19 protein-coding genes are annotated in these 19540 nt (G+C 35.2%); 7 read left to right on the plus strand and 12 right to left on the minus strand.

Annotated features, from left to right (window positions below; all coding sequences use genetic code 11):
• Positions 1–96 precede the first annotated feature (96 nt).
• The 4 genes from LS64_RS09385 to rfbH all read right to left on the minus strand — a co-directional run bounded on the left by LS64_RS09385 (position 97) and on the right by rfbH (position 4889).
• Positions 97–1392: a class I SAM-dependent methyltransferase gene (locus LS64_RS09385; RefSeq protein WP_118988430.1), complete on the minus strand. Its 1296-nt coding sequence runs from the start codon at positions 1390–1392 to the stop codon at positions 97–99.
• A gap of 156 nt (positions 1393–1548) precedes the next feature.
• Positions 1549–2502, minus strand: a complete 954-nt coding sequence (locus LS64_RS09390; RefSeq protein WP_118988431.1) for an NAD-dependent epimerase/dehydratase family protein — start codon at positions 2500–2502, stop codon at positions 1549–1551.
• A gap of 212 nt (positions 2503–2714) precedes the next feature.
• On the minus strand, positions 2715–3341 hold the full coding sequence (rfbC, locus tag LS64_RS09395) for a dTDP-4-dehydrorhamnose 3,5-epimerase (protein ID WP_064773675.1): 627 nt from the start codon (positions 3339–3341) through the stop codon (positions 2715–2717).
• A gap of 162 nt (positions 3342–3503) precedes the next feature.
• Positions 3504–4889 carry a lipopolysaccharide biosynthesis protein RfbH gene (gene rfbH, locus LS64_RS09400; RefSeq protein WP_118962099.1) on the minus strand — a complete coding sequence of 462 codons (1386 nt, stop codon included), beginning with the start codon at positions 4887–4889 and terminating at the stop codon, positions 3504–3506.
• A 72-nt stretch (positions 4890–4961) separates the two neighbouring features.
• On the opposite strand from rfbH, the gene gpmI reads away from it, so the two are divergent.
• The 3 genes from gpmI to LS64_RS09415 all read left to right on the plus strand — a co-directional run bounded on the left by gpmI (position 4962) and on the right by LS64_RS09415 (position 8753).
• Complete coding sequence (gene gpmI / locus LS64_RS09405; protein ID WP_034571495.1) at positions 4962–6536, plus strand: 2,3-bisphosphoglycerate-independent phosphoglycerate mutase; 1575 nt, start codon at positions 4962–4964, stop codon at positions 6534–6536.
• Positions 6537–6625: 89 nt separating this feature from the next.
• Positions 6626–7450 carry a TerB family tellurite resistance protein gene (locus LS64_RS09410; protein ID WP_052062448.1) on the plus strand — a complete coding sequence of 275 codons (825 nt, stop codon included), beginning with the start codon at positions 6626–6628 and terminating at the stop codon, positions 7448–7450.
• Positions 7451–7673: 223 nt separating this feature from the next.
• Positions 7674–8753, plus strand: a complete 1080-nt coding sequence (locus LS64_RS09415) for a cytochrome-c peroxidase (RefSeq protein ID WP_034571492.1) — start codon at positions 7674–7676, stop codon at positions 8751–8753.
• Positions 8754–8777: 24 nt separating this feature from the next.
• Here the strand turns inward: LS64_RS09415 and yejB are convergent, their stop codons facing one another.
• The gene (yejB, locus tag LS64_RS09420) at positions 8778–9827 is read right to left on the minus strand and encodes a microcin C ABC transporter permease YejB (RefSeq protein WP_034571489.1); all 1050 of its coding nucleotides are present in this window, start codon (positions 9825–9827) and stop codon (positions 8778–8780) included.
• 87 nt (positions 9828–9914) lie between these two features.
• Here yejB and LS64_RS09425 point away from each other — a divergent pair, with 87 nt between their 5' ends.
• From LS64_RS09425 to LS64_RS09440, 4 genes are all read left to right on the plus strand, one after another.
• On the plus strand, positions 9915–11252 hold the full coding sequence (locus LS64_RS09425; protein WP_052062447.1) for an SAM-dependent methyltransferase: 1338 nt from the start codon (positions 9915–9917) through the stop codon (positions 11250–11252).
• Between the two features lie 24 nt (positions 11253–11276).
• Entirely contained in the window at positions 11277–12662 is a 1386-nt protein-coding gene (locus tag LS64_RS09430) for a DUF814 domain-containing protein (RefSeq protein ID WP_034571486.1), read from the plus strand.
• A 57-nt stretch (positions 12663–12719) separates the two neighbouring features.
• Entirely contained in the window at positions 12720–13106 is a 387-nt protein-coding gene (locus LS64_RS09435) for a hypothetical protein (protein ID WP_034571484.1), read from the plus strand.
• A 177-nt stretch (positions 13107–13283) separates the two neighbouring features.
• Entirely contained in the window at positions 13284–14198 is a 915-nt protein-coding gene (locus tag LS64_RS09440) for an Abi family protein (RefSeq protein ID WP_034571482.1), read from the plus strand.
• A gap of 10 nt (positions 14199–14208) precedes the next feature.
• Here the strand turns inward: LS64_RS09440 and LS64_RS09445 are convergent, their stop codons facing one another.
• The 7 genes from LS64_RS09445 to LS64_RS12505 form a co-directional block, all read right to left on the minus strand.
• Complete coding sequence (locus LS64_RS09445) at positions 14209–15183, minus strand: NAD-dependent epimerase/dehydratase family protein (RefSeq protein WP_193554430.1); 975 nt, start codon at positions 15181–15183, stop codon at positions 14209–14211.
• Positions 15183–16121, minus strand: coding sequence for an NAD-dependent epimerase/dehydratase family protein (locus LS64_RS09450; RefSeq protein WP_034571476.1), 939 nt, complete (start codon positions 16119–16121; stop codon positions 15183–15185). Before LS64_RS09450 ends, LS64_RS09445 begins: the two co-directional genes overlap by 1 nt.
• The gene (locus LS64_RS09455; protein WP_202391520.1) at positions 16114–17184 is read right to left on the minus strand and encodes an NAD-dependent epimerase/dehydratase family protein; all 1071 of its coding nucleotides are present in this window, start codon (positions 17182–17184) and stop codon (positions 16114–16116) included. Before LS64_RS09455 ends, LS64_RS09450 begins: the two co-directional genes overlap by 8 nt.
• A 1-nt stretch (position 17185) precedes the next feature.
• Entirely contained in the window at positions 17186–18295 is a 1110-nt protein-coding gene (locus tag LS64_RS09460; protein ID WP_118949363.1) for an NAD-dependent epimerase/dehydratase family protein, read from the minus strand.
• Positions 18285–18506 (minus strand): hypothetical protein, encoded by a 222-nt coding sequence (locus tag LS64_RS09465; RefSeq protein ID WP_034571359.1) that lies wholly within the window; start codon positions 18504–18506, stop codon positions 18285–18287. Before LS64_RS09465 ends, LS64_RS09460 begins: the two co-directional genes overlap by 11 nt.
• Before the next feature lie 99 nt (positions 18507–18605).
• Entirely contained in the window at positions 18606–19208 is a 603-nt protein-coding gene (locus LS64_RS09470) for a dTDP-4-dehydrorhamnose 3,5-epimerase family protein (protein WP_052062438.1), read from the minus strand.
• A partial coding sequence (locus tag LS64_RS12505) for a hypothetical protein (protein ID WP_193554431.1) occupies positions 19205–19540 on the minus strand: 336 nt, incomplete at its 5' end. The genes LS64_RS09470 and LS64_RS12505, both read right to left, overlap by 4 nt.

Below are 19540 nucleotides of genomic sequence, written 5' to 3' on the forward strand. Positions count from 1 at the left end.
GAAGTTCTGTAGAATCTAGATTCTATATTTTTGAGTGAATTTATTAAGAAAAGTTGGAAGGTAAAAAGTTCTAAAAAATGTAAGTTTTTGTAAGTGTTAGTTAGGGTTGTTACCCCCCCCCCCCCCATTTGTATTAGCTAGTTTTAAAATCTTTTCTTTTCCTATAATTAAATGCGGGATAGCAATGACAAATTCCGCACTCCACGCACTTGTATAAGCTAATTGCGTGATTATTTCCTTGCTTAGATTCCAAGCTAAAATTAGAATAAATTGCGGCTTTATTTCTTTTAAAAAATCTTCACTTACGATAGGAATGTGGCTTTGTGGTGCGAATTTATTTTGCTTATATGGCGAAATATCAATGATTAAGGGTAATAAATCAGGCTTAATGCCACAAAAATTAAGCAACGTATTGCCTTTAGCTGCCGCTCCATAAGCTATTATTTTTTTCTTTTTTCTTTTTAGTTTTAATAAAAATGTAAGTAAATCTAGCTTTATTTTTTCACATTTCTTAGCAAAATCTATGTAGCCATTTATAGAATCTAGGTTGTAGTTTTTTTCTTTTTGCAGAATCTTTTCTACATTTTTGCTAATTTTAATATTATTTTCAATATGTGCAACATAGATTCTAAGGCTTCCGCCGTGAGTAGTAAGCTCTTCTACATCATATATCTTTAGTCCTTGTGACTTAAAAATATTTAGTAAAGAGACTAAAGATAGATAAGAAAAATGCTCGTGATAAATCGTGTCAAATTGATTAAATCTAATTAAATTTAGCAAATGTGGAAACTCAAAAGTGGCACTAGCTAATGGTTTTAAGGTGTATTTTACTCCCTTTATAAAATCATTTATATCTGGCACGTGGGCTAGGACATTATTTCCTAAGATTAAGTCGGCTTTACTAAGACTTTTTGATAGCTCATAACTAAAGAAAGATTCTATAACTTCTATTCCCTTAGCCTTAGCGACTTTAGCAGTAGAATGTGTAGGCTCAATGCCTAAACATGGAATCTTTTTAAGTTTGAAATATTGTAATAAATAGCCATCATTACTTGCGATTTCTATAACTAATGATTTAGAATCTAGCTTTAATTTCTCCGTGATAGAATCTACATAATTTTTCGCATGTTCTAACCACGCCTTAGAATATGAGCTAAAATAGGCATACTCGCTATTAAAAATCTCGCTGTGGTGCTTATATTCTGGCACTTGCACAAGGAGACATCTTTCACACACATACACTTTTAAGGGGAAAAGTGTTTCAGCGGCGTCTAAGTCTTGCTTTTTAAGATAGCTATTTGATGGGGCTTGATGGTATAAATCTATAAATTCATATTGCAAAATCGCCCCGCAATGCCTACATTTTTTATGTGAATTAGAATCTAATTTCATGCTGAAACCTTTTGTGTGGATTGAACTTTAGAAATTTTATAGTTAGGAAAATTAGAAGTTTTATAGAATCTATATTGCCACGCTTGGACTGCAACGCTACACTTGCAATGACGTAAAATAACGCATAATAAATTTTTGCAATGATAAAAGGAGTATTTACCCACCCCCCCCCCCATTTGTTTTTATAGAATCTAAAAGCATTTTAAAGCCAGATTCTATATTTATTTTGTGTTTAAAGGTTGGTAGTTTAGCTAAAAGTTTTTTATTTTGCGAAGCCTTTATCGGCGAAAAGATTTCATTTTTTCGGTAATTTTTTGCTCCCCATTTTATATTTAGCTTTTTATTGCTTACTTTTTCAAAAATACTAGCTAATTCTTTCAAACTATATCTTTTAGAATTTTCTATGCTAAAAATTTGATTATTTCTAACTTTTTTATTTACACAAAGATTTATTAAAATATCAAAAGCATTTACTACATCATCAATATAGCTTAAATCAATAAGCTGTTTGCCCTTGCTCATTTCTAAGCATTTCGCACCCTTAGCCCATAAATTAAAAATTTTATTCCTAGAATCATTTGCTCCATAAGTATCATAAAGCAGTAAATGTGAGAAAATAGCGTTAGGAAACTCTTGGCAGTAGCTTAAAGTAATATCATAAAAGCCCTGTTTTGTGGCATCATAAAGATTAGCAGGGCGATAATCATTTGAATTTGCAAACATAGAAAAAGTAAGCGTATTGATAAAAAATTTAAAATTACTTGTTTTTGTGGCTACATTTTCACGCAAAGATTCTAAAATATCCACGCCCAAAGTGATATTAGATTCTATTAGCTCTCTGCTCTCACTTCGCCCAAAACGCAATATGCAGCACGCCGCTAAGTGCAGCACACCATCAAAATCTTGCGTTTTAACAAATTCGCACAAAGCATTCAAGTCCCCGCTATATCGATAAATCTTGCAGTATTGTTTTATAGAATCTACCTTGCTTTTTTCACGAACAAGGGCAAAAAAATCATATTTTTTATGCAACTTTTTCACAATATTGCTACCTACAAATCCACTAGCCCCAGTGATTAGAATCTTTAATTTTTTAGAATCTAATTTCATGCTGAAACCTTTTGTGTGAATTGAACTTTAGAAATTTTATAGTTAGGAAAATTAGAAGTTTTTGTAAAATATAGAATCTAGATTCTATAATATTTAGTAATAGTAAAATTTTTATATTTTGTCGTTTGGAATCTATTTTAGATTCTATATTTTCAAATAAAAAAGTGGGGTTTAAAAAAAAGATTCTATAAAAAAGATAAATTAGGTAGGTATTACCCCCCCCCCCCCATTTGTGTATTAGTTAGTAAATTACTAACTTTTATCCCTTTAAAGTTAGAATCTATATAAGGGGCGTTAGAATCTTTAGGAGAAAGATTCCCTATTTTTTCAAGCCAAGAAATATTTATAAGCGGGTCAAGCGGATTTATCACTCTATCAGCACTAGCGGTAAATGGATATGTCGTAGGATAGATTACTTCCACATATTCACGCAAGGTTTGGAAGCCGTGTGCAAAGCCTTCTGGGATATACAAATACCGCGAATTTTCTTCACTCAAAACAATGCCAAAATACTGCAAAAATGTCGGCGAATTTTCCCGTAAATCAAGTGCAATATCATAAATACTGCCCTTTAAACAACGCATAATCTTAGTCTCACCATGCGGATAATCTTGGAAATGCAGCCCACGAATGCTACCTATACCCTTTGTTACAGAGTGATTGATTTGCACGATAGGCTTACTTAAGCCGATTTCTTTAAAATCATCCGCACAAAAATATCGCTCAAAATACCCACGTTCATCATTTATAGGCTTTGGCTCAATGATAAAAACGCCACTTAAAGGTGTTGGTGTAAAAATAAAGCGGCTTTTAGGATTAGTATTCAAAGATTCTATCATGCTACACCGCTTTTCTTATAGAATCTGTTGAAATTATAGAATCTGTTGTTATAGAATCTTTTGAATATATTTGAACTTTTGAAATATTGTAAGTTATGAAATTTAGAACTTTTATAGAATCTAGATTCTGTAATGTGTTGTAAGAATGTAGCGGAGTAGGTGTTACCCCCCCCCCCCCCCGTATGTGTTGCTAGCTACAAATTCCTTAATAGATTCTATAATATAGGAAACCGCAGAAGAATCTAGCCCCGGATAAACGCCTAGCCAAAAGCTATTACTCATTGCCTTATTAGTATTTTCTAAAGTGCCAACTATGCGATAATCTATATCTTTACGCAGGCAAGCAAAGGCAGGTTGCTTTATCATATTTCCAGCAAAAAGATTTCGCGTTTGTATATTTTTAGATTCTAAAAATGAAACAATTTCAGCACGGCTAAAAGGAGCATTAGAATCTAGCGTGATAATAAAGCCAAAAGGGCTAGGAATGCTATCTTTTTCAATGCTAACAAAACGCAAATAAGGCAAATCTTTTAAGCCATTATAAAGCATTTCGTAATTTTTACGGCGAGATTGTATAAAAGATTCTAACTTTTGCATTTGCGCTACGCCGATAGCGGCTTGCATATCTGTCACTTTTAAGTTAAAGCCAAAATGAGAATATACATATTTATGGTCATATCCTAAGGGTAACTCTCCAAACTGCTGTGTAAAACGATGTCCGCAAGTATTATCCACGCCACCCTTACACCAGCAATCACGCCCCCAATCTCGCATAGATAACAAAATCTTTTTAAGCAAAGCATTATTAGTATAAACCGCACCGCCTTCACCCATAGTAATGTGATGAGCAGGATAAAATGAGCTAGTGCCTATATCACCAAAAGTGCCTGTATAGCGGTATTTAGCCAAGTTAGATTCTATAGAATCTAGATTTATAAAATCAATATATTTCGCACCTAAGGCATCGCAATTATCTTCTATAAGCCATAAGTTATGCTTTTCACAAAATCTTTTTATAGCCCTTAGATTAAAAGGATTCCCTAAAGTGTGTGCGATAAAAATAGCCTTTGTTTTGCTACTTAAAGCAGACTGCAAAGCATTTACATCAATATTCATAGAATCTAAATTAATATCCACAAAAGTAGGAATAGCACCAAATTGAATAATCGGCGCAATAGTCGTAGGAAAGCCCATCGCAAGGGTAATCACTTCATCCCCACGCCTAATCGCACGCTCTTTTAAAAGTGGTGAAGTAAGGGCAAAAAAGGCTAGTAAATTCGCACTTGAGCCAGAATTAACAAGCAGGGCATATTTCACATTTAAAAACTTAGCAAGACTAGATTCAAACTTATCTGCCCACGCCCCAGCCGTAAGCCAAAAATCAAGGCTTGAGCTAACTAAATTTTGCATTTCATTATAGTCAAATACGCGTCCAGCGTAATTTACACGGCTTTTACCCTTAATGAATTTTTTAGAATCTTTATGCGTGATTTCGTAGTATTCTTTCACTTTAGCTAGAATCTCTTGCCTTAAAATATTAGAATCCAAGTGCTAACCCTTTACATTTTTGATATAGAATTATATTTGCAATCTTTTAAGATTTTATAAACAAGGAAAATAATGTCAAAAGCAATCTTAATCATAACCGATGGTATAGGATACAAAGAAGAAACGCAATATAACGCCTTTTACAACGCGACAAAACCAACTTATGACTATCTATTAAAAAACGTGCCGCATTCGCTAATCCACACTTATGGCGCAGCGGTGGGACTGCCTGATGGACAGATGGGAAATAGCGAAGTAGGGCACATGTGCTTAGGCTCTGGACGCGTGCTTTATCAAGATTTAGTTAAGATTAATAACGCTATAGAATCTGGTGAGCTTAAAACTAACGCCGTGTTAAACACGCTTTTAGATTCTATAAAGGTGCTACATTTAGCCATTTTGGCAAGCAGTGGCGGTGTGCACTCCCACATAAATCATTTAAAAGAAGTCGCCCTAATCGCCAAAAACAAAGGCAAAAAAGTGTGGCTACATTTGATAAGCGATGGGCGAGATGTCCCACCGCAAAGCTTTTTAGAGCATTACAAAATAATTGAGCCAATTTTAGATTCTAATCCCTTGCCACACCACACAGATTCTAAGGTTGGTAGCATTCAGGTGGCAACTCTTAGCGGACGCTTTTATGCGATGGATAGGGATAATCGCTGGGAGCGCGTAGAGCAGGCGTATAACGCGATTGTAAATGGCGAAAATCTGCAAAAATGCAGCATCCGCGAGTATATCGAGCAAAGCTATAATGATAAAATTTATGATGAGTTTATCGTGCCAGCCAGCTTTAACAACTATCAAGGTATCCCAAAAATAGATTCTAATGACCCGATAGAATCTAAAGAAAATTTTATCAACAATCATAACCGAAACTTTTACACGCAGGGCTTTATTTTTCTAAACTATCGAAGCGACCGCGCCCGCGAAATCGTGGCTGCTTTAGGCTTAAGCAATTTCAATTCTTTCCCGCGCATCCAGCCAAATATTGAAGTGGCGTGTATGTGCGAATATGATGAAAAGTTCCCATTTCCCATACTTTTCCCAAAAGATAAGGTGCAAAATACGTTGGCTGAAATAATCTCAAAAGCAGGGCTAACACAGGCTCACATCGCAGAGACTGAAAAATACGCGCATGTAACATTCTTTTTTAATGGTGGAAAGGAAGAAAAATTGCCCGGTGAAACGCGTCTTTTGATACCATCGCCAAAAGTGAAAACTTACGATTTACAGCCTGAAATGAGTGCGCCTGAAGTAGGGCAGGGCGTGTGCGACTTTATCAATAAGGGCGTAGATTTTATCGTGGTAAATTTCGCAAATGGTGATATGGTCGGTCACACAGGCAATTACGAAGCGGCAATCAAGGCGGTAGAAGCAGTGGATGTTGAACTAGGGAAAATATGGAAACTAGCTAAAGAAAAAGGCTATGCAATCGTGCTAACAAGCGACCATGGCAACTGCGAAGCGATGAAAGATTCTAATCTAAAACCGCTTACAAACCACACCGTAGGCGATGTGTATTGCTTTATAGACGCCCCGGGCGTGACTTCCGTCTCAAGTGGCTCACTTGCCAACATCGCCCCAACAATCTTAAAACTAATGAACCTGCCCATACCAGAGCAAATGCAAAAGCCACTATTTTAGATTCTAAAAAATGTTTTAAAATATAAAATTTATAAATTCTCAACCACTTTAAAGTATAATAATGTTTTTATTTTTGCAAAGGATGCGTAATGGAATTAGTTTTATTTATCATAGCAGCGGGGATTATTTTTTATTTATACAAGACTTTTCAGGTGTATTTAAGCAATCCTATCGCGCCAAATGACCGCGATGTCTTGCAGCCACAGCCACGCACACAGCCACGACAAGAACTCGCGCCACCCACGCCAAAGGAGCGTTTGCGAAATAGCGAATATGGAATCTTAACGCGCATTTTAGGGCGTTTGAGCCACGCAGATTCTAATAGCTGTCCTTTGGAGGAACGCCTTGTGCGTGGGCTAATCCACGATATGTCAAGCGACACGGACTACCCTGAGACGCTGTTTTTGGAGATTTATAAGGAGAGTGGGGGAGAGGATATTCAGCAGCTGGCGAATTTGTTTGCGGCGGAGACTATCGCTCAGTATAAAAAGCGGCTTAAAATCGTGGAATTTATGTTTGCGTTGAGCTATGCGGATGGCGATTTTAGCAAGGATGAGGAGGAGTGCATTATTGATGTGGCAGCGATTTTGGAGATTGAAAATGATGATTTTAACAAGCTTTATGATGAGTTTGCCGCGATAAATAAGGAGCAGAAAGTGAGCATGGATGCGGATTCTGCGCGTAAAATCCTGCGTTTAGAATCTAGCTTTACAAAAGAGGAGCTGGATAAAAAGTATGATGAGCTAGTCAATGATAAGCGGCAAAATATCTTTGACCCGAAAAATTTGGCGCGACCTTATAATGAGTTTGTTGGGGAGGATTTGCGCTCACTATCAATGGCGTATGCGGTTCTGCTGCCTTTGGTTAGTAAAAAATCCATAAATAGTGAATCTAATGAAACTAAAATTTTATAAACTACACAAGTCTCAAATTAAAGCTAATCTAATTTTTTTGAAATCTTGATATTTAGTAATATTTCCAACAAAAATTACTATATAATTATCATTTTATTTCAAAAATAGAAAAATAAATGATAAATTTTATCTAAATATATTTTTTATTTAAAAATTTTTATTATACTTTTGCGTTCAAAATTTAAGTCCCAAACTTATAAAATTTCTAATTAAAGGATAGAAAATGTTAAAGAAAAGTTATGTTTTGATAGGTGCAAGTGTGGCTTTGGTGGCTAGTGTGGCAATCGCTGCAAGCACGAAAATGCCTAGCAAGGACGCCCTTTTAACAAAGGCAAAAGATGCCGGATTAGAGCCTTTGCCGCAAGGAAAAGCCCTAGAGTCCTACCAACTAGCCTACGCTAAAAAGCACAATATCGCTCAAGGCTACGCCAAAATAATGACAAAAGAGCAAATCGAGCTAGGTAAAAAGCTATATTTTGACCCGCGACTTTCAGAATCTAATCTTATAAGTTGCAACACATGCCACAATCTAGCGTTGGCTGGCGCGGATTTGGTCCCTGCGGCTATCGGGCATAAATGGCAGGCAAATCCCGAGCATTTGAATAGCCCAACTAGCCTAAATTCGATGTTTAATGAGATTCAGTTTTGGAATGGTCGCGCGGCTGATTTAAGCACGCAGGCGCAAGGTCCCATCGCAAACCCTGTGGAAATGGCGTTAAATGACAAGGATGCGGTGGCTAAAATCACGAGTATCCCGGCGTATGTAAGCGAGTTTAAACGCGCTTTCGGGGCGAATGTGAAAATCGATTATAAGCTCATTGCCGATAGCATTGCGATGTTTGAAATGACGCTAAATACGCCATCTCGCTACGATGCTTTCCTAAATGGAAATGCGAATGCGTTAAGCAAGGATGAGAAGGCTGGGCTTGAGACTTTTATCGAAAAGGGCTGCACAAGCTGTCATAATGGTGTGAATCTAGGCGGAAATATGCAGGCTTTTGGCTTAATCGAGCCGTATAAATATGAGAAACTTGGCGGCTTTAAAGGCGACTCTGATGGTATGGTGAAAACGCCGACTTTGCGGAATGTGCTGCAGACTTCGCCGTATTTTCACAATGGGGCGTTTTGGGATGTGCGTGACGCGATAAAAGAAATGGGGCGAATCCAGCTAGGCGTGGCAATTAGCGATAAGGAAGCAGAATCTATTGCCACATTTTTTAAGGCTTTGGATGGTGAGTTGCCAAAGGTGAGCTACCCAACTCTCCCTGCTTCGACAAATAAGACCAAAACACCTAGTTTTTAGAATCTAGATTCTATAGAATCTAAATTACTTAGAATCAAAATTGATTCTGGGGTCGATAACCATATACAACATATCGCTTAAAATGCCGACAATTAGGGCGATTAGCGTGAAAATAAAAAGCGTGCCAAAGACAATAGGGTAGTCGCGATTTAGGATACTCTCATAGCCAAGCAGCCCTAAGCCATCAAGGCTAAAAATGATTTCAATCAGCAGATTTGAGCTAAAAAACATACTCACAAAAGTGATAGGAAACATCGAAATGACAAGCAGCATCGCATTGCGAAAAATATGCCCATACAAGATTCTATGCGAACTAGCCCCTTTTGCACGCGCAAGCAGCACATAGCTTTTTGCCATCTCATCTAAAAATGAGTTTTTCACCAAAAAACACAAGGACGCAAAACTAGTCACCACAATGCAAAATAGCGGCAAAGCCAAGTGCCAAAGGTAATCTGTGATTTTCCCAAAAAGGCTTAAATCCGCAAAATTATCACTAAATAAGCCCTTTAAGGGAAAGAAAGAAAAAAAACTACCCCCGCAAAATAGGACAATAAGCAGCACACCAAGCAAAAACGAAGGAATACAATACGCAAAAGTAATCACCACGCTACTTATAGAATCAAAGCGGCTACCTTCACGCACCGCCTTTTTAATGCCAAGCGGAATAGCGATTAGATATATCAAAATCGTGCTAAAAACGCCCAAGGACACGCTAACAGGCAGCTTTTCTTTAATAATATTTAGCACACTCTCCTCGCGATAAAAGCTAGTTCCAAAGTCCAAAACCGCATAATTTTTTAGCATAAGCAAAAATCGCTCCCCGATACTTTTATCAAAGCCATACATTTTTTTAAGCCGCTCTATTAGCTCGCTATCTAGCCCTTTTGCGCCTTGATAGCTGCTTAGTTTCACACTGCCGATGTTGCTTTCGCCGTGCGTTGTATTTGTGATTTTAGCACTCATTTGCTCCACAGGACCGCCCGGGGCTAATTGAATGATGAAAAAATTTAGTGCTAAGATTCCAAAAAGGGTGGGAATGATTAGTAATAGGCGTTTTAAAAGGTAGGTTAGCATTTAGATTCCATAATTTTTATTTGGTCTTTGTTTTTAAAAACAAACTAAAATTATACTACAAAAACATATCTAAAAAAGTAGGGCAGGATGCAAAAAGTGATACCTTTTCGGGATTATATGAATGAGTGGCTGTATGGCAAGGATGGCTATTATCGTGCGAGTAATGCGAATATGTTGTCGATGATGGAATCTGCAAATCACGCTAGTAGCGAGAAACTTGGCACTAGCATTTTTAAAACGCATGCAAAAATGGATAATCAAACAAATGAGTTAAAGGTCTCGCCACAGGCGCATTATATCGGTGGCTCAAATGGTTTAAATGGGAATCATATCGGCGACTCAAGTGGCTCAAATAACGGCTACAACTGCGATAAAAACCGAGATTCTATAGAATCTAAACGCGATAAAACAACCGATGTAAGCCTTAAAAATATCGATAATTACACGACTTTAAAGAATGAAAACTCCGCTAGTAACAGCCCTGTGGGGCTTAATGGCGATTTTTACACGAGTGTGAGTGTGAGTAAGTTTTTTGGCGCGGCGATTGCGCGATTTATCCTGCGAATGCTTGAGGAAAATCGGCTTTCTATGCCGCTTTTGGTCGTGGAAATAGGGAGCAATAATGGCGACTTGATAGCCGATGTAGCCGAGTTTTTGAAGGCTTTTAATGGCGTTGTTTTTAATGATATTAGTTTTTGCGTTTTAGAGCCGCTGCAAGGTTTGCAAGAAGTGCAGCAAAACACTTTTAGCTCTCGCATCACAAATAGATTCTATAAAGAGCTGCATATTTTTAATAATTTTGCTGAAATGAGCCGACTTAACGAGAATGTTTTTTTTATTTCTAATGAATTATTTGATAGTATGCCTTGCGATTTAGTGAAATCGGGCGAAATGCTATATTATGATTCTTCTAACTTTTTGTGGGATAAGTTAGATAATAAAGTAGTGCAATTTATTGAAAGTTATGATGTTAAGACGGCTGAAATTCCACTTTCTTGGGAGCATTTTATCGCGGATTTAAGCAAAAATATCCGCACAAAATGGATTTTTTTGACCTTTGATTATGGCGATTTTAGCGCGCGTGAGCTTAATTTGCGGATGTTTTTAGAGCATAAAGTGTATAATTTTTTAGAGGAGCTAAATGAAAATCATATTTCGCGATTTTTTTGCAATAGTGATATTACTTATGATGTGGATTTTAGCCTGCTAGAGCGGCTTTTTACGCATTATGGCGCAAGTGTGATTTTTTGTCAAACGCAAAGCAAAACGCTGCTTGAGACATGCGAAATCCTTGAGATTTTCGATAGTTTTAGCCACTCATTTAGCCCGACACAGCTACTAAAGCAAAAGGCGAAATTGCAGGGCTTAATTATGCCAAATGCAATGGGGGAACGTTTCAAGGCGTTGTGTGTTGGTAGGTTATAGATTCTATAATTTTAAAGGGTTAAAATGACCTTGCAAGAATTATATGATATTGCAAATGTTTTTAATAGTTATAGGCTAATTTCACATATTAGTAGAGTTAGTGATAATGTAATTTTATTGCGTTTAGATTCTATAAATTATAATATTGATTTGAATAAAAATTCGCCTTGTGTGTATATCACAAATGAAATCAGCAAAGAAAAAAACTATAACGCCCCCTTTGATATTGCACTGCAAAAATATGTGAATAAGGCGACTTTGAAATCTTGCAAACTCGATTGTATGAATAAGATTTTAATCTTTGAGTTAGAATCTAAAAATAAGTATAAAACCACGCAAATTACGCTATATGCGGAGTTTATCACGCGTCAAACAAATATGATAATTGTGGAAAATCTGCCGCTTGATTCTAAAAACTCACTTGATTCTAAGAATTTAGTGAATCTAGATTCTAAAAATCTTATAGATTCTAAGAATACACAAAAGCAAATTATCCTTTCCGCCCTAAGATTCTATGAAAATGAGAATAGAATCATAATGCCAAATGCAACTTTCACACCGCTAAAACAGCCGCATTTCAGCAAGATTCTAAAAGATAATGATATAGAATCTACCAAGCAAAAATTGTTACAAAACTACACAGACTTGCAAACTAAATGTGTAGAATCTAAACGCAAGATTCTAACCCAGATTATAGAATCTAAAATTAAAAAGCTAGATTCTATCCTAAAATCGTTACCAAATGTTACAGATTTGCAAAGCGAAATTGAGCAGAATCTTTTCATTGCAAATTATATTTTAAGCAATCTAGATTCTATACCAAATTATGCAAGTAAGATTAAAATAAAAAATAAAACCTACGCAATTCCCACTACTTCAAAGCCTAGCCTAGCAAGTGATAAGCTTTTCAAAAATGCAAAAAAGCTAAAACAAAAACTGCAAAATCTAAACATTCAAAAGGAAAATTTAGAATCTAAAGTTACATTTTTACACAATGAACTTTTATTTACGCAACACGCAACATTAAATGAGCTAAATATTTTGCAACAAAATCTGCGAGCAAAGGCAAATATGAGTAAAAAAGAAACAAAAAAGCATTATGAGAGCTTTTATATCAATGGAATCCGCGTTAGTGTCGGGCGAAATGCGAGTGAAAATATCAAGCTGCTAAAAGATTCTAAAGCCGATTTTTTGTGGCTGCATATCCTAAATATGCCCTCTTCGCATATGATAATCCACGCAAACAAAGTAGATTCTAACACATTAGAGACGGCTGGGAAGCTTCTAGCGAAACTAAATGGCAAAATGGGTAAAATCGTAATAGATTACACCAAGCGAAAGTTTATAAAAGTTACAAATAGTAGCAATGTAATTTACTCAAAGGAATCAAAATTGCATTTGAATGTTTAGAATTTTTGTCGTTTTGTTAAAAATAGATTCTATAATTAATCACTTAAGGAGGCGAAAATGGCACTAAATAGTATAGGAAATATGACCTACATAAATCAGGCAAGCCCGGCTACATCGAGCCTGCAGGCAAGTAATATGCACCATCAAACGCCGCTAAATCAAGCGATTTTCCAAGAGCAAATGGAACGCGTAGAGGAGGTGCGACCAACGGAGGAGACGCGAAAAGTCGATGATAGGGAGGGCAATGGCAAACGCGAATTTGACGAGGAGGAGGAGCAAAATGAGGAGGAGCTAGATTCTAATGGCAAGAATTTTCAAGAGAATTTAGAAGAAAACTTTGAATCTGCTATGAAAAAAGCAAAGGTAAAAGAGGAAGAACGCGAAATCACCGAAGATTCTATGCTTATGAAACCAGAATCCCACCTACTTGATATTAAGGGCTAGAATCTAAATAATTTGAATTTATGGTTTGTAACATTCCTAATTCAACAAATTTTATTGTATAATTTCACGTTCATACCTTCCGGGTGTTGCTAGATTTATTTCTGCGATACTGACTGGGAGGTGCTTTTGAAATTGTAAAGATTCTATAAATTATAAAGCAAAAAAGAAAAAACTTCTATGATTATCACGCAATATAAAGACTTTAAAGATTATCCGCAGTTAGTAGATTTGCTTAAAAATCGTGGGCTAATTATAAGTGATGATTCAAAAGTGATTGCGTTTTTAAAAAACATTCATTATTATCGTTTGAGTGTGTATTTTATCCCTTTTCAGTATCCAAAAGATTCTAATAAAACAGATATTTTTTTACCAAATACAAAGTTTGAAAATATAGAACTTTTATATAACTTTGATTGCGAATTACGTAGATTTATTTTTTACTACTTAGAAAAATTAGAACTTTTACTTCGCTCGCAAATCGCACATATTCACACAAAAATCTATGGTCCTTTTGGCTATATTGAGAATGAAAAGTCGCTTAAACGTGACTTAAAAACGTTAGATTCTAACCTTTTTAGCGACTTTATGACGACTATAAATAAGGAAAAATCGCGCGGAAATGAGGATTTTATAAAGCATCTAAAAAACAAGTATGATATTGATGATTTGCCGCTGTGGGCGTTGGTTGAGATTACGACTTTTGGGAATTTGATAAAATTTTTTAGGCTAATGCAAAAAAATGAGCAGTTACAAATTTTAGAATTTTTTGATATTAAGAAATTGCAGCTAAATGTCTTTTCAAATTGGCTAAATACGCTAAGTTATGTGCGAAATATTTGTGCCCATCACGCTAGACTTTGGAATAAGATTTTTGTGAAAAAATTTAAGTTTGATTCTAACTTTGACTTCTTAGAATCTCGCATAGCACGGGATAGAATCTTTTTTGCCCTAAGCGTTTTGGCTATTATTTTAAAGGATAAAAATATAAAAATTGAGCTAATAAATTTGCTTAAAAAATATCTAAATATTGATTTAAATGCAATGGGATTTCCTACTAATTGGCTTGAACTTAGTCCATGGGATAAGTTATAGAATCTAGAATTTAATCACTTTCATTTAATATTGCAAATTTTAGCCATAAATATAATTCATTTAAGCCATCTTCAAATGATTCCTCGCATTTAAAGCCTGTGTCGCTCTGCAACAATGATGATTTAAAAAGCTCTAAATCTAAAATTATATCATTGTAGCTAACCTTGCCAAATGCCACACGTGCGTTTCTTTTCTCTTTAGATTCTATAAATTTCATCATAGATTCTACATATTCTTTTAGTGTTTTTGGTGTGCTTGAGCCGATGTGATATTCGGCGTTTTTCTTGCCTTTTTGTGCGATTATTTTGTAGGCTAAAGCACAATCGCTCACATTTACGCAGTCAAAATTCTGCACGCCGCTTGTCATTTCTACATATTCATTATTTATTAGTTTTTCCATTGTTACTTTTAGAAACGAATCTCTAGTGTCATTTGGTCCCAAAATATGAGAATTTGTAGCGATGATTAAGTCAATATCATAATTTATCGCTATGGCTTTCAAAAAATCTCTAGCACATTTTTTCGGCAAAGCATATATAACATGTCGGTTGAAAAAGTTATGAATTTTATAATCTAGCGTCAAATATTCACTAGCAAACCACTCCTCCATACTGCCCACATAAATGTATCTAGCACACTTAATAGCCGCTGCTACCTTAAAAGATTCTATAGTATAAAGCACATTTTCATACTGCCCAGCGACATTTAAGCTAGATAATCCGCTAGAATCTCCCCACGCAAAGTGAAAAAATACGCAATTTTTTTTGATTTTAAAGCCGTGTTTTTTTATTAAAATGGCTAGTTTTGAAACATCTTTCATATCAAGCTGTATATATGTTAGTTTCAAATTTTCACATAATCGTTTAGAATCTACTTCACTCCATTTTTTTCGCCCTAGTGCTAAGACTTCATAGCCGCTATTTAGTAGTAGCCTAGCTAGTCTTGAGCCTATAAATCCTGTTGCACCTGTTATGATTGCCTGCATTATTTCTCCTTTTTATAAGCTTGTAAAATTTGCTTTGAAATTGCAAAAAAATCTAGCTTATAGCTAAATCCTGTATCTTTATAAAGCTTTTTAGGGTTAAATATTTCGCTAACTTCTAAATTTTTAAAGTTATTAATTTTAGAACTTTTATAGAATCTAGATTCTATAATTTTCTTAAAAGTTTCAAAATATTCTTGCAGGGTAAAAATCTCGCCCTTTCCTAAATAATAATCTGCCTTATTTTTCCCTTTTAACCCTACAAAATATAGGCTTTCACATAATTCATCTAAGCTAATAATTTCACAAGGCTCTTTATTTTTAGGTATTTCAAATGCCTTGCCTTGCATTATTTGTCTAAGATTTTTACTTACAAAGCTATCATTACTAAGATTAAAATCTAGCGGAATACTAAAACGAACATTTATAAAATCAATTTTTTGCATATATGCTAGCAGGCTTAAAAGCTCAAAAACGGCGTATTTTACACCTGAATAATATAGCGAATTGCTTGTATAATCTTGCGTTTTCCACTTATTTGTGTGGATATAGTCGCTAAAAAGGGCTTGTTCTTGTGAGCTAATATTGATAAACTTGCTAGATTGCAAACTTTTAGCAAGGTTTAGTGCGGTATTTGCTAGATTTATATTTTGCATTTGACTTTGCAAATCCCCATCATTTAGCCTATTTTCGCCTTTCCACGCAAGATTATAAAATATAGAATCTTTGCCAAAATCTTGCCATTTTTCCACGTTAAAATCTTGTAAGTTTTTTATTTTTTGGTAATGTAAATTGTTAGATTCTATAGAATCTAACCTTATTAAAAACTCCTTTTTATCACATCTTGCTAATGCTAAAACCTGCATATTGTGGCTTAATAAACACTTTGTTAAAGCCCTACCTATGTATCCATTCGCACCAAAAATTATTGCTTTAAGCATAATTTCTCCTTTTTGACAATGTAAAATGAATTTGAACTTTAGAAATTTTGAAGTTATGAAATTTAGAAGTTTTGTAGAATCTAGATTCTATAATTTGATTGAAATGAGAACTATTAAGGTGTGTTACCCCCCCCCCCCCCCATTTGTGTTTAACAGATTCTATATCATCCCCAAAAGAAAGCCTAAAGCCTTGCTCTAAGGGCATTTGTGCTTGCCAAGTAGGGAGCGTGTCGCCAAATTCGTAGGGGATAAAGTTTTCACGTGTAGCATAAGGAAGTGCGCCCCAGTTGATATTTAGCTTTACATTCAAAGCATTTTCATAGATTTTTGCGATTTCTTTCAGGCTTTTTCGCTCATTTGAGTGCAGTACAAAGTGCCTATTTACCGCCAAAGTCGCCATATTAGATTCTAAAATATCTATCAAAATATTTAACGCATTCACCACATCGCTAATATGCAGCATATCAATGATTTGCTCCCCACCGCTCATATCTACGCTCTCACCGCTAAGGGCGATTTTACTCCAAAGGTTAAAGATTTTAGGACGCGTATCGCCGCTTCCATAAGTGTCATTCAAATACACATTACTAAACTTAATCTCCGTGCTATCCGCATAAAAATTCACAATATCTAAAAAGGCATCTTTTGTCGCTGCATAAAGGTTTAGCGGCTTTTTTACATTCTTATAAAACTGCCAAAAAGTGCAAATATTTATAAAAAAGCCCTTGAAATTTATCTGCGATAAACTCTCCAAAATCTCACTGCCAAAGGTGATATTAGAATCTATTAGGTTTGCTATATCGCTACTTTTGTGATTTTTGATATAAAGGGTTGCAAGGTGCAAGATTCCACTAAAGTTTTCTTTTTTTAAAAATTTGCTTAAAGATTCTATGTTGCGATTATAAATATAGATTTTTGCATAATTTTTTATAGAATCTACATTACTAGATTCTCGCACTAATGCTGTTATATCGTATTTCTCATGCATTGTTTTTATAAAATTACTGCCGATAAAGCCACTCGCACCTGTGATTAGAAGTTTTATTTTTTTAGATTCTATCATGCTACACCGCCATAGAATCTATCATAGAATCTGCTATAGAATCTAAATTGTAAATTTGAACTTTTGAATCTATATAAGTTATAAAATTTAGAACTTTTATAGAATCTAGATTCTGCAAAGTTATGTAGTGATAAAAAGTTAGGGTGCTTACCCCCCCCCCCCCGTTTGTATTACTAGATTCTATAGAATCTTTTATCATCTTAAAGCCAGATTCTAAAGATATGCTAAATGTAAAATTAGGCAAAAGCTCTCCGCCTTCCCAAGGAAGCGTTATTTCTAATTCACGTCTTGCCCTTGCCCCCCATTTTATATGTAGCTTTTTCCCCATTATTTTTTCATAAAGCAAAACCAACTCTTTTAGCTTTAATCGCTGCTCTCCACGCAGTGCAAAGATTTTATTTTTACAAAACTTAGAATCTTTTTGCACCAACTCCATTAAATAATCAAACCCACGCACGACATCAAATACATGTGAATAATCTACAACTTGCTCTCCATCGCTCATCTCTAAGCTCTCGCCACTTAGTGCGATTTTATCTAGCAGGTTAAAAAGCCTTGTAGATGTATCATTTGGTCCATAAACATTAAAGATTAAAAGGCTAGTAAAAGTCGTGTGCGGGCTACTTAGTGCGTAGTAATACATAATATCTTCAAACGCCATCTTACTAGCCGCATAAAGCGTGGCAGGGCGATAAGCTAGGCTATCACAATAGCTACCAAAACTAGCGGCATTTATAAAATATGGAATCTTAGCGACTTTAGCGGCTTCTAAAAGATAAGTGCCAAAGGTGATATTAGATTCTATCAAGGCTCTTACATCATTGCAAGGCTTTGTGGCGGTTGGCACGATACCGCTTAAATGCAAAATAAAATCAAAATCGCCTTTTATCATAAAGTCGCTTAAAGATTTAGATTCTATATTGTTATGCTGATATACAACATTTTCTTGCATATTATAAATATAGATGTTGCAAAAAGATTCTATCTTTGCAGTATTACTTGTCGCACGCACAAGGGCGGTAATGTCATATTTTTTATACATTTGCAATATAAAATTTGTCCCTATAAAGCCTGTAGCCCCACTTAAAAGCACCTTTTTTTTAGATTCCATAATTTAATCTTTCAAAAAAATCTTTAGCACTAATGCAATTTTTAGAATCTCTACTTGCTCTAGCTTTTAGTGCGTCCTTATAGTCTTGCAAATCTTGCAGATATTCAATAAGGGCGTTTTGCGCGATGTCTTCAGCCTTTTTGCCCTGTTCTTTCGCTAGATTTAATAGCTGTTTTTCTATGTTGCTTGGTAGATTGATTTCTAATGTCATATTTTTCCTTTTTGTGTTATTTTAGCATTTTTTTTAGAATCTTGTTAAGATTTATGTTTGAACTTTTAAATTTTTAATGTTATAGATTCTATAACTTTCTTAAAATATCCTTTTTTTTGCAAACGATTCAAAAGATTCAAAGTTTTTGTCACGATTTGAAATGATAAATTCGCTTATTTTATGCTCTTTTGCGTGTGCTTCCCAGTCAAAATCAAAGCTATCAAAGCTTATACCGCTATCACTTGTCGCATTATATCCACTTGTTTGCATATAGCACACTTTCGTGTCATTTTCAAGGCTTAAAAAGCCGTGTGCAAAGCCACTTGGGATATATAAAACTCTGTGATTGTTAGAATCTAAAATCACAGCAAAATATTGCTTAAAACTGCTAGAATTTAAACGCATATCAAGGACTACATCAAGGATTTTTCCACTTGCTACATAGACTAGCTTTTTGTGCTCGTGTGGGGGAGTTTGAAAGTGCATACCACGCAAAACGCCCTTTTTTGACACGCTATAAAAGCTCTCTTTTACATCAAATTTTAACCCCGCAGCAGCAAAATTTTCAAAATTAAACTGCTTTATAAACTCGCCACGATTATCGCTAAAGGCATTTGGCGTGATTATTACTAAGTCATTTAGGGGCGTTTGTGTAATCGTGGCATTTTGGATTTTAGATTCTATATTTTTAGATTCTATCATGCTACACCGCCATAGAATCTAAATGATAGATTTGAACTTTTGAATCTATACAAGTTATAAAATTTAGAAGTTTTATAGAATCTAGATTCTGTAATTTGTCTCTTGAGTGTATTTGTAGGGTAGGTTTTTGTAAGGCAGGTGTTACCCCCCCCCCCATTTGTTTTTATAGAATCTAAAAGCATTTTAAAGCCAGATTCTATATTTATTTTGTGTTTAAAGGTTGGTAGTTTAGCTAAAAGTTTTTTATTTTGCGAAGCCTTTATCGGCGAAAAGATTTCATTTTTTCGGTAATTTTTTGCTCCCCATTTTATATTTAGCTTTTTATTGCTTAC

This window comes from Helicobacter saguini (assembly GCF_000762875.2).
In the GTDB taxonomy this organism is placed as follows: domain Bacteria; phylum Campylobacterota; class Campylobacteria; order Campylobacterales; family Helicobacteraceae; genus Helicobacter_A; species Helicobacter_A saguini.